The organism is Segeticoccus rhizosphaerae (genome assembly GCF_005222685.1).
GTDB classification, from domain to species: domain Bacteria; phylum Actinomycetota; class Actinomycetes; order Actinomycetales; family Dermatophilaceae; genus Segeticoccus; species Segeticoccus rhizosphaerae.
Window position 1 is genome coordinate 1 of record NZ_SWMA01000064.1, and the last position, 9,717, is coordinate 9,717.

The 9,717-nt window shown below is 68.8% G+C and carries 13 protein-coding genes and 1 pseudogene; 8 read left to right on the plus strand and 6 right to left on the minus strand.

Annotation, left to right across the window (positions count from 1 at the left end; translation table 11 throughout):
• Positions 1–186 precede the first annotated feature (186 nt).
• Together FCN22_RS20890 and FCN22_RS20895 are read left to right on the plus strand one after the other, a co-directional pair.
• Entirely contained in the window at positions 187–1,689 is a 1,503-nt protein-coding gene (locus FCN22_RS20890; protein WP_137123495.1) for a PxKF domain-containing protein, read from the plus strand.
• A 167-nt stretch (positions 1,690–1,856) separates the two neighbouring features.
• Positions 1,857–2,168, plus strand: coding sequence for a DUF6907 domain-containing protein (locus FCN22_RS20895; RefSeq protein WP_137123496.1), 312 nt, complete (start codon positions 1,857–1,859; stop codon positions 2,166–2,168).
• On the opposite strand, the gene FCN22_RS20900 is transcribed toward FCN22_RS20895, so the two are convergent.
• From FCN22_RS20900 to FCN22_RS20910, 3 genes are all read right to left on the minus strand, one after another.
• Positions 2,155–2,799, minus strand: coding sequence for a response regulator (locus FCN22_RS20900; RefSeq protein ID WP_238384889.1), 645 nt, complete (start codon positions 2,797–2,799; stop codon positions 2,155–2,157). The genes FCN22_RS20895 and FCN22_RS20900 overlap by 14 nt on opposite strands.
• The gene (locus tag FCN22_RS20905) at positions 2,796–3,881 is read right to left on the minus strand and encodes a sensor histidine kinase (RefSeq protein ID WP_137123498.1); all 1,086 of its coding nucleotides are present in this window, start codon (positions 3,879–3,881) and stop codon (positions 2,796–2,798) included. Before FCN22_RS20905 ends, FCN22_RS20900 begins: the two co-directional genes overlap by 4 nt.
• A 473-nt stretch (positions 3,882–4,354) precedes the next feature.
• Entirely contained in the window at positions 4,355–4,972 is a 618-nt protein-coding gene (locus FCN22_RS20910) for a TetR family transcriptional regulator (protein WP_137123499.1), read from the minus strand.
• A 56-nt stretch (positions 4,973–5,028) separates the two neighbouring features.
• Here FCN22_RS20910 and FCN22_RS20915 point away from each other — a divergent pair, with 56 nt between their 5' ends.
• The 3 genes from FCN22_RS20915 to FCN22_RS20920 are packed head-to-tail and all read left to right on the plus strand — an operon-like array spanning position 5,029 to position 7,065.
• The gene (locus FCN22_RS20915) at positions 5,029–5,595 is read left to right on the plus strand and encodes a GNAT family N-acetyltransferase (RefSeq protein ID WP_137123500.1); all 567 of its coding nucleotides are present in this window, start codon (positions 5,029–5,031) and stop codon (positions 5,593–5,595) included.
• Positions 5,592–5,714 (plus strand): hypothetical protein, encoded by a 123-nt coding sequence (locus FCN22_RS22615; RefSeq protein ID WP_274381659.1) that lies wholly within the window; start codon positions 5,592–5,594, stop codon positions 5,712–5,714. Before FCN22_RS20915 ends, FCN22_RS22615 begins: the two co-directional genes overlap by 4 nt.
• Positions 5,704–7,065 (plus strand): YbfB/YjiJ family MFS transporter, encoded by a 1,362-nt coding sequence (locus FCN22_RS20920; protein WP_137123501.1) that lies wholly within the window; start codon positions 5,704–5,706, stop codon positions 7,063–7,065. The genes FCN22_RS22615 and FCN22_RS20920 overlap by 11 nt, the downstream gene beginning before the upstream one ends.
• Here FCN22_RS20920 and FCN22_RS20925 read toward each other — a convergent pair.
• Genes FCN22_RS20925 through FCN22_RS20935 form a run of 3 tightly spaced genes read right to left on the minus strand, consistent with a single transcriptional unit; the run spans position 6,983 to position 8,030 of the window.
• A complete protein-coding gene (locus tag FCN22_RS20925) occupies positions 6,983–7,351 on the minus strand; it encodes a nuclear transport factor 2 family protein (protein ID WP_137123502.1) in 369 nt (122 codons plus the stop codon). The genes FCN22_RS20920 and FCN22_RS20925 overlap by 83 nt on opposite strands.
• 9 nt (positions 7,352–7,360) lie before the next feature.
• Positions 7,361–7,627: a metal-sensitive transcriptional regulator gene (locus FCN22_RS20930; RefSeq protein ID WP_137123503.1), complete on the minus strand. Its 267-nt coding sequence runs from the start codon at positions 7,625–7,627 to the stop codon at positions 7,361–7,363.
• Positions 7,628–7,631: 4 nt separating this feature from the next.
• Entirely contained in the window at positions 7,632–8,030 is a 399-nt protein-coding gene (locus tag FCN22_RS20935) for a DUF302 domain-containing protein (protein ID WP_137123504.1), read from the minus strand.
• A gap of 453 nt (positions 8,031–8,483) precedes the next feature.
• Here FCN22_RS20935 and FCN22_RS22000 point away from each other — a divergent pair, with 453 nt between their 5' ends.
• The 3 genes and pseudogenes from FCN22_RS22000 to FCN22_RS20945 all read left to right on the plus strand — a co-directional run.
• Complete coding sequence (locus FCN22_RS22000; RefSeq protein WP_202911727.1) at positions 8,484–8,831, plus strand: rhodanese-like domain-containing protein; 348 nt, start codon at positions 8,484–8,486, stop codon at positions 8,829–8,831.
• Positions 8,832–8,899: 68 nt separating this feature from the next.
• Positions 8,900–9,061 carry a DUF8730 family Cys-rich protein gene (locus FCN22_RS23035; RefSeq protein WP_512700755.1) on the plus strand — a complete coding sequence of 54 codons (162 nt, stop codon included), beginning with the start codon at positions 8,900–8,902 and terminating at the stop codon, positions 9,059–9,061.
• Between the two features lie 35 nt (positions 9,062–9,096).
• Positions 9,097–9,432, plus strand: a pseudogene (locus FCN22_RS20945) (TSUP family transporter); the annotation flags it as partial.
• Between the last annotated feature and the right edge of the window lie 285 nt (positions 9,433–9,717).

A 9,717-nucleotide genomic window follows, 5' to 3' on the forward strand; every position in this document is an offset into this window, starting at 1 on the left:
CCCAAGTTTCCCGTGCCGGACAGGCACTTCCGTGCATTACAGGCCCGTGTCAACCCCCGAACCATGAAACGGCGAGGTTAGGGGTTTGAGCGCCAAAGCCGCTGTGCGGTTCGGTTACCGCCCATAGCGTCGGCGTTGCGGCTGGACCGCAGGGGTCCGGCACGACGAACAGCGGAAGGCAAGAACATGATGCGAACGAGGAAGTGGGCGGGTCGGGCGACGACGGCAACCGCCCTGACCGCTTCAGCGATGTTGGTCCTCGGGGGGATCGCTCACGCCGACACCCTTCAGGACACCATCACCGACACCGGCACAGGCGTGACGCTCGTCGCCGGCTCGGGAACCAGCGGCAGCGCCGCGATCCGGCTCATCGGCAACAACGCCGCGGGCGACCCCGACCAGGGCTGCAACATCGACCCCGGCGAGAACCCGCTGAAGCTGGACATCGTGGCCCCGGCCGGCGTCACCGCGAACCCCGACCCGATGTCCATCACCAGCTGCGGCACGGAGTTCCCCATCACCTTCACGGCCTCCAGCTCCGCGCAGAGCGGTCATGTGACAGTCACGGTCCTGTCCGGCCCGGCCGGCGGCGGGACCTACGTCAACCAGGTCGACATCCCGATCACCATCACCCAGCCGGCCCCCGTCAACACCAAGCCATCCGTCACCGTCCAGGGCGTCAGCGACGGAGTCAGCTACGAGATCGGCCACGTGCCGGCCGCGACCTGCGCCATCAGCGACGCCGAGGACGGCGACAGCACCGCGGCGGCCACCGTCTCCGGCACCCTCTCGCACGGTCTCGGCAGCCAGACGGCCACCTGCGACTACACCGACTTGGGCGGCCTCGCCGCCGACACGGCGAGTGTGAGCTACAGGGTCGTCGACACCGGCAACCCGAGCATCAGCCATTCCCTTTCTCCCACCGGCCCCAACGCGCAGGGCTGGTACAAGCAGGATGTGACGGTGGCGTTCACCTGTGACGACGCCGGCTCGGGTGTCCAGAGCTGCGAGGTTGACGCGACCCTGGGAGAGGGCAGCGGGCAGTCCGTCACGGGCACGGCGACCGACTGGGCCGGCAACACGGCGACCGACACCGTGTCGGGGATCAACATCGACAAGACGGCTCCGAGTGTCAGCCTGAGCGGTGGCCCCGGCGAGAGCTACTACTTCGGCAGCGACCCGGCAGCCCCGGCCTGTGAGGCCTCCGACGCCCTGTCCGATGTCGCGAGCTGCGTGGTCACCGGAGGCGGCACCGGGTTGGGGTCCCACAGCTACACGGCCACCGCGACCGACAACGCCGGCAACACGCAGACCGCGACCTTGGTCTACACGGTGCTCGCGTGGAACCTCAACGGCTTCTATGCCCCGGTCGACATGAACGGTGTGTGGAACACCGTCAAGGGCGGCAGCACCGTTCCCCTGAAGTTCGAGGCCTTCGCAGGCAGTGAGCTCACCGCCACCTCAGCGGTCAAGAGCTTCATCCAGAAGCAGGTCGCCTGCCCTGGCAGCTCGGCGCCCACCGATGCGATCGAGATCACGACCGCCGGTGGGACCTCGCTCCGCTACGACTCCACGGCCGGCCAGTTCATCCAGAACTGGGCGACGCCGAAGAAGCCGGGCACCTGCTGGAACGTCACGATGACCACACAGGACGACTCCCAGGTCAGCGCGAACTTCATGCTGAAGTAGGGACCGAACTGGACGAGGGCCCCCGGATCGACCACCGGGGCCCCTCTCTTGATTGCCAGTCCGATGCTTCCTGGCGAGACGGCACGCTTCGGCCCGCCGCGGGCGGAAGCCCCGTGCGGGGCCGGTGGCCGCTCAAGCGCAGACTGCTCGGGAGAACGGAGTTGACGATGTCCGACTCGGTCCGTCGTCGCGCCATGGGCGGCCACCCTGGGGCAGCCAGGGAGACGTGCCCTCGTTGGTGTGTCACCGCCCACGGAATGCACCTCGGCGAGGACGACTGGGTGCACATGGGTGAGCCCGTCGCACTCGCCGATGGCGTGCTCGCGCGGCTGTGCCTGTCGGTGGACCCGCGGTCGGGGGCGAAGGACGGGCCCTACGTGGTGGTGGGCTCGAGCGAGTACACGTTGGACGAGGCCGCTGCGCTGGGGGTGGCGCTGGTCGCCATGGCCAACGCGGGTCATCAGGCTATTCGTCCCTGAGCAACTTGAAAGCGCTCTCGCGGTCCTTCACCCTGAGCTTGCGAAGGACCGCCGAGACGTGGACGCGCACGGTCGTCGGTGACACGAAGAGCCGGCTCGCCACCTCCTCGGTGGAGTGCCCCTGGCCCAACATCTCCATCACCTCCCACTCCCGCGGGGTCAACTTGGTGGCAGCGGCGGTCTTCCGCCTGAACCGCGGACGGGTGGGCGCGCGGAACTCCTGCAGGATCCGCGTCACGAGGCTCGCCGGCATGGCCGCCTCCCCGGCGAGCACCGCCCGCAGGGCGGTGGGCAATTGCGCCGGGTCACTGTCCTTCAGGAGGTATCCAGAGGCCCCGGCCCGCAGAGAGTCGAAGAGGTCCTCGTCCTCGCGGGACTGCGTCAGCATGACGATGGCGGTTTGAGGCAGGGCCTGGCTGATCTGCTGTGCCGCGCGGATTCCGTTGCCCGGCATGTGTATGTCGAGCAGGGCCACATCCGGTCGGCGCTCCAGCACGGCCTGCACCGCCTCCTCGGCGGTCGCGCACTCGGCGCTGACCTCGCACCCGCCGGCCTCCAGCGCCTCCCGGATCAGGGCGCGCACACGCACGTGGTCGTCCGCGATGACGACGCGGGTCGGAGAGTCGGTCACCACGTCACCGTCATCCGGCTCCCGGCGCCGCGCTCCGCGGTCAGGTCGAACGAACCGGGCAGTCCACGGGCACGCTCGCGCATGCTGACCAGCCCATAGCCGGTTCCGCTCTCGAAGGCCATCGCCACGTCGAAACCCCTTCCGTCGTCCTGGATCACCAGGGACCGCTGCTTGCTCGTTCGACCCAGCTGCACACACACCCGCCGGGCTTCGCCGTGACGCACCGCGTTGGAGACCGCCTCCCGGGTGATCCGCATCAGGGCGTGCTGCTGTTCCTCGGGGACCTGGATCGAGTCGTCGAGGTCCACCTCAAGGTCCACCTGGAACCGCTCCGCCAACTCCCGTGCGGCTCGGTGGAGCACGAAGCCCAACGGCTCCTCGCTCGAGCGGCCCAGCGCCTGCACCGCTGCCCGCGACTCATCCAGAGCGCGGTCGGAGGCGCTGATGATGCGCTCCCTGGCACAGACACTCGACGGGATGGAGTGGCTTTCGGCGCGGATGTACACGAGTTCCTGAATGACACCGTCGTGCAGTTCTCGCGCAAGTCGCCGCCGGTCCTCGAGGACGGCCGCCGTCGCTCGGGCGGTCCAATACTGCCCCAGCTCACGCCCCGCCCCCACGAGGAGCACCAGGTAACAACCCGTCCGCAGGACGTCCCCGGCATACAGCCAGTCCGTGTAGAGGGAGGGGAACAGCATGTAGTTGACACGGGAGAAGGCGGCCAGCGCACAGGCCGGACCGAGCCAGCGCAGGAGCTGGTCGCCATGGCGCAGCGACTTCAGCGTGAAGGCGATCGAGGCGAAAAGGAAGCAGAACCCGGAGACGCCCTGAGCGACCAGGAGTAGGGGATGTCCCGACAAGACCGGATGTTGCGCTGACATGGGAAAGTACGTTCCGTCCAGGGCCACCGGAAGCTTGGACCGTGCGGCGAAGAAGGCGAGGAAGGCGCTCGCCACCACCGCGGCGGGCCCGACGACCGCCCACCGGCGCCACGCAGGCTTCACCTGCCGCTCGAAGTCCTGCAGTGCCGCGGCCCCGATGAGGAGCGCACCGACGACTCGTACGGTGAGCGGGAGCCACACGTCAACCGTTCCACCTGTGTGCCGCTCAGCGCCTGCACGGCATAGGTCAGACCGAAACCAGCGACCGCCAAGAGCACAAGACCCTGCGTGAGAAGCAAGTCTTGAGACCTGCCACCCCGGACGAACCGACCGTGAACGAGGTAGGCCACCAGCAGAGCCACGCACGCATCCACGGTGTCCAGGACCAGGTGGATCGACGGGCTGCGATACCCGAAGACCAGGTACGGGCTCCAGAGGATCAGGCCGGTCACGAGAGCGCCCAAGCCCATCGCGGCCCCGGTGAGGACGGCGGACGACACGCTGTTGGCGGAGTCCCCGGAAGCTCTTGGCGAGACCGGCCGGGACGACATGGCCGAAGGCTAAAGGAGGAGCAGGAAGGCCGAGGCCGTTTCCGTCTTAACTGTCCTTCCGTCTTCATCGGAGCCGGCAGCAGGAGGCAGCCGACCCCGCTCAAGACCCTAGCGCGTATGGCGTCAACGGGTAACGGGCCTGGCGACGTCCGTGGGGTGTTCGTTGAGTTGGCGCAGGTAGTCGGCGACGGCGGTGGTGGTGCGGTCGGTGTCGCCGGTGGCGAGCAGGTCGAGTAGCCCGCCACGCAGGATCGCGAGGACGGCTGTGGCTTGGGCCCGTCCGGCGGTGCTGTCGCGCTGTTGCGTGGGTTGCGTGGCTGTAAGCAGGGTGAGCCAGTCCTGCACAGTGGCTGAGGCGAAGCCGCGCCAAGGCCCGTCGGGGTCGGTCAGGGATCGGGCGTATCCCTCGACCCAGAGCGTGAGCAGTCCCCGGTGGTCGGGGTCGGCCAGCCACTCCCACACCGCAACCGCGACCGTGGGCAGGTCGGCTTCTCGCTGGGTGGCGGCGTGGCGCATGCGGTCCAGTAGGGCCAGTTCGTCGGCGCGCGCACGAGCCAGCAGGGCTCGGATGAGTCCAGCCTTGCTGTCGAACAGGTACAGCAGTACCCGGGGGCTGGAGCCGATGGCGGCCGCCAGGGGGCGCAGGGACAACTCGGCCATGCCGTGCTCGCACACGTACCGGTAGGCCAGCTCGAGCAGCTCGGATCGGCGCGCGGAGGGGGGTGGACTTTCCTGGCTCATGCGAGCTACCGTACCAAGGACTGAAACGATCGTTTCAGTCCCTGAGGAGGTGCCGCATGGTCGACGATGGTGAGGAAGGACGGGCGGTGATCCGCCGCTTGGGCCGGCCCGGCGACTTGGGGTGGGTGGTCATGGCGCACGGGCAGGTGTACGCCGCCGAGTTCGGTTGGGATACGAGTTTCGAGGCGTTGGTGGCCCGAATTGTGGCCGACTACGCCGCCACGGCCGACCCGGCCCGGGAAGGCGCCTGGATCGCCGAGCTCGACGGCCACCCGGTGGGGTGTGTGTTCTGCGTGGACGCCCACGCCGACGTGGCAGAGCCTGCGACGGCCAAGCTGCGGATCTTGTTGGTCCACCCCGACGGGCGCGGGCAAGGGCTGGGCGGGCGCTTGGTGGACACCTGCATGTCCTTCGCCCGGGAGGCCGGCTACCGGCGGATGGTGTTGTGGACCAACGACCCGTTGACCGCGGCTCGGCACGTGTATCTGCAGCGCGGATTCGTACTGGTCAGCGAGGAGGCGCACCACAGTTTCGGCGTCGACCTGGTCGGGCAGACCTACCGGCTGGACCTCGCCGCGGGCCGCGGTCCGGCGGGCCGGGATCAGGTGGGCGCAGCCTCGTGAACGGCACCCTCGTGCTCGCCGGCGCGACCGGTGCGGTGCCCGGGGCGCTGGTCGCGGCGGCAGACTTCGACGGCGCTGTGGCTGTCGGTCATTCCTCGGCCCGGCCGCATGCCGGCTGACCCGCCGGCCGGGGTGGTGCGGCGAGGGTCACAGCCGCGGCTGGTCACCCGTGCCGTGATGCTCAGCCTCGGAGCCGGTGTGCTCAGCCTGTCCCGGTTCGGCTACGGGCTGTTGCTGCCCGGCATGCGCACCGACCTGGGCTGGTCCTACATCCAGGCGGGGGTGATGAACACCGCCCTGGGAATCGGCTACCTGGCCGGGACCGTGGCCGCGGTCGCAGTGCTGCCTCGCGCCGGGGAACGCCGCGCGTACCTGGTCGCGTTCACTGTCGTCACCCTCACCCTGCTGGCCTCGGGGGTGACCAGCGAGTACCCGATGTTGCTGGCGCTGCGCGCGATCGGCGGTGCCGCGGGCGCGGTGCTGTTCGTCGCCGGTGCCGCCTTCGCCGCTCACCTGGCCCGCGCCAGCCGAGCCCCCGGCTTGGTGCTCGGGGCGTACTTCGCCGGCGTCGGCCCCGGCATCGTGGTCTCGGCGTTGCTGGCCCCGCTGGTGCTCTCCCACCCTCGCGGGTGGCAGCTGGGCTGGCTCATCATGGGCGCGGTCGCCCTGACCTACCTGCCAGCGGTCGTCAGAGCGACCCGCGACCTCCGCGCCGTCGCTGAACCCAGCGTGGTCGCCACGGGGTTCTCCGCCTGTCGGCATGCGCGGACACTGCGGTGGGTGCTGGCCGCATTCGCGCTGTTCGGCCTCGGCTACGTGCCCTACATGAGCTTCATCGTCGCGGCCTACCGCGGCACCGGCGCGGGGCCGTTGGCGATCACCATCTTCTGGGCGGTCTTGGGACTTGCCGCGACCGGCTCCGGGTGGCTCTGGCAGCCGCTGATCGAGCGCACCCACGCCGGTGCACCGGTAGCCCTGCTGCTGGCCATCACTGCCCTCGGCGCCGTGCTACCGGTCCTTGCTCCCAACGCGGTCGGCATGCTCGCCTCCGCCGTCGTGTTCGGGGCCACGTTCCTGGCCGTCATCACCGCCGTCACCCAACTCATCCGTGCCGTGCTCCCGGAGCCCGCGTGGACTCTCGGGATCACCCTTGCCACCGTGCTATTTGGCTGCGGTCAAGCCGCGAGCCCTGCCCTGACGGGGCTACTCGCCGACGCCACCGCCACCCTCGACAGCGCACTGATCACCGCCGCCGCCACTCTCGCTGCGGGCGCGGCACTGGCGTCCCGACAACGCGGTGTTGGCGACACCCTGCCGCATCGTCCAAGTGACCATCCCCCTGCGGGGGCTTGCTACGGCAAGGTGACACAGGTAGCGGGTCGCGCCTTCAATCCTGTTGCTCCCGCGGGACATAACTCATCCGGTCGAACACGAGCCGGATCTCGACGATGTGGCCTTCCTCGACAGTGAAGAGTTCGCTGGCATGGGTCGTCGCCGTGATGGCCGTCTGCGGAAAGTACCAAAGGGCGACACGGTTCGCGTCCACCATCCGGGCGTGCTCGGGGGCACCGGTCAGCATCGGCACAAAGCCGGTGAGGTAACGTCGCCAGTCGTCCTTCGTGGTCACATTCTCGTCGGGCGCGAAGCAGCGCAGTGCGTCGGAGACGTAGGTCAGAGCCAGGTCGACGTCGCCGCTCGTCCAAGCCTCGTGGTAGGCCTGCACAATCGACGACGGGTCGTTGTCGGGCTTCGGCATTGTCTCTCCTTAAGACAGTGTGAGAAAGAGCTTCTCCATGGTTTGCTGGTCCTCCGCGTTGACGCCCTCCGGAGCACTGAGGCATTGGCGCATTCCGGAGGACACGATGGCAAACCCCGCGCGGTCGAGGGCACGGTTGACCGCGGCAAGCTGGGTGACGACGTCCTTGCAGTCGCGGCCTTCCTCGATCAGGCGGATGACGCCGCCGAGTTGACCTTGGGCGCGGCGGAGGCGATTGAGGACCGGTTTCATGTCGTCCGTGTTGAGCGTGACCATGGTGTTACTCCTGCGGCTGTAGCGAGGCCAGCGCAGCATCGAGCCGCTGGTGCGCCTCCTCGGCCACTGCTCCGAGAGAGGGGTTGTCCGTGACCTGCATCATCACGCCCGGGTTGAGTGCCTCCACGACGGTTTGCTGCGCGCCCAGGGAGCGGACCACGACGTTGCACGGGAGCAGCACGCCGACCGACGGGTCAGCCTCCAGCGCCTGATGCGCCAGCGCCGGTCGGCAGGCGCCGAGGATCACCTGAGGCGGCACGTCGACATCGAGCCTGGTCTTCAAGGTGGCCGCCACGTCGATTTCCGTCAGCACGCCGAAGCCCTGCTCGGCCAGTGCCACCCGGGTCTGTGCCAGGACTTTCTCGTGCGGCGCGTCCAGCGTGGTCGACAGGGCGTAGGACATCGGGACCTCCTCATGACTCGGTGATCGGGAATCGCAAACTCATCATACGCCCCGGGGTATGTCCTTGCGCCTCGATGTGAGTGGAGGAATGGAGACCAAGCCCGTACTGTTGGCATTGACACAGATACCCCATGGGGTATCTGTCCTGAGGTTGGAGGACCATGAGCACCCCCGAGATCATCACCATCGAGACACCCACGTTGGGTGACCGCAGCTATTTGGCGCACGACGGAGAGGTCGCCGTCGAGGTCGACCCGCAGCGGGACATCGACCGGGTCCTGGATGCCGCTGCCCGCACCGGGGTGCGGATCTTGCATGTGTTCGAGACGCACATCCACAACGACTACCTGACCGGGGGGTTGGCGCTCGCGGAGGTGACCGGTGCGGCATACCGCGTGAACCGGGCTGATGAGTTGTCGTTCGCCCGGGCGGCTCGGGCAGGGAGAGTGGGTCGTGGACCTGCGCACTCGCATCGCGTTCGCCGATGGGCACGTCCGGGGGTCGTTCAACATCGGGGTGGACGGAGAGTTCGCCACTTACCTGGGCTGGTTGATCCCATGGGGCACGCCGGTCACGCCGCTGGGCGCCTCGCCCGAGCGGGTGGCCGAGGCTCAAGGGGAGCTGGTGCGCATCGGCATTGACCAGTTGCAGGGAGCGGCCTTCGGCTCGCCGCGGGACTGGACCGATGAGCCACGGGCCAGCCATCCGCGCGCCCCGTTCGCCGACCTCGCGCAGGTGCGCCACCACCGGCCGGTGACCGTGCTGGACGTGGGGCGCAACGACGAGCACACCGCCAGCTGACGGCTGACCTCCGCCGTTCGCCCACCCTGACCCAGAGAAATCCCAACACCCTCCAGGAGGAGAAACCCATGTGTCGTGCCATCACCTGCCGCACCTGCGGCAAGACGACCTGGGCCGGATGCGGCCAGCACGTCGATCAAGTGCTGCGCGGTGTTGCCGCCGCCGATCGTTGCCCGGGCCACCCCAAGGAGCCCGGCCGAAGTCTGCTCGGTCGGCTCCTGGGCCGATGACCGCATGTGGCTGATCGGGACAGGACCCGCACACGGCCACGACCAGCTCCCTGCTCATCGTCGGGAGCCCCTCGCTCATCGCACTGGTGCCGCACGCACGGGCGGCCCGGGTGCGCGTAGGCCAGGGATTGGCCTTCGGCGTCCTCGGCATCGCCGGGTCCTGCGTCGGCTCGACCCTGTCCAGCTTGGTTCCCCCGCACCTGCTCCTGCTCGCCTTTGCCGCCCTGATCCTGTTTGTCGCGGTGCTGATGCTCCGCCGAGCCCATCGGCTCGCCATCGCTCTCAACAGCGGCACGTCGCATTCGCCCTGCTCCTGGTGGCCGTCTCGCTCTACACCACTGCACGCAGCGCAGCAGCACTGGTATAGCTGAAGTTGGCGCCCGGCCGACACGAGCAGTCTGGCCCTCGGCAGCGGTCGCCTACCGCGGTGGTCGGGCGACGGGACTACAGGGGGCGGACCGCCACAATGGCTCGGAGTACCTCCTCGAACACCGCGTAGCGCTCCTCGCCGACCAGTTCGGCCCAGCGGCGTCCGACTGCATTGCTGCTCGCCTGCGCCGTTTCGCTGGCCTGCCAGCGACAGAGCCCCGCGGGGTGGTGGGCTTTGAGGGGGTCCTCGGTGCCCTACTCGCCGCTGTCGATGGCGGCGTGCTCAC

What these genes read in the sequence shown, in the direction of transcription:
- FCN22_RS20925 (WP_137123502.1), bottom strand. Translation starts at nt 7,351, where the DNA reads ATGCCGAAGCCCGACAACGACCCGTCGTCGATTGTGCAGGCCTACCAC.
- FCN22_RS20915 (WP_137123500.1), top strand. Translation starts at nt 5,029, where the DNA reads ATGGTCGACGATGGTGAGGAAGGACGGGCGGTGATCCGCCGCTTGGGC.
- FCN22_RS20920 (WP_137123501.1), top strand. Translation starts at nt 5,704, where the DNA reads ATGCCGGCTGACCCGCCGGCCGGGGTGGTGCGGCGAGGGTCACAGCCG.
- FCN22_RS20910 (WP_137123499.1), bottom strand. Translation starts at nt 4,972, where the DNA reads ATGAGCCAGGAAAGTCCACCCCCCTCCGCGCGCCGATCCGAGCTGCTC.
- FCN22_RS20890 (WP_137123495.1), top strand. Translation starts at nt 187, where the DNA reads ATGATGCGAACGAGGAAGTGGGCGGGTCGGGCGACGACGGCAACCGCC.
- FCN22_RS20895 (WP_137123496.1), top strand. Translation starts at nt 1,857, where the DNA reads ATGTCCGACTCGGTCCGTCGTCGCGCCATGGGCGGCCACCCTGGGGCA.
- FCN22_RS20930 (WP_137123503.1), bottom strand. Translation starts at nt 7,627, where the DNA reads ATGGTCACGCTCAACACGGACGACATGAAACCGGTCCTCAATCGCCTC.
- FCN22_RS20935 (WP_137123504.1), bottom strand. Translation starts at nt 8,030, where the DNA reads ATGTCCTACGCCCTGTCGACCACGCTGGACGCGCCGCACGAGAAAGTC.
- FCN22_RS23035 (WP_512700755.1), top strand. Translation starts at nt 8,900, where the DNA reads ATGTGTCGTGCCATCACCTGCCGCACCTGCGGCAAGACGACCTGGGCC.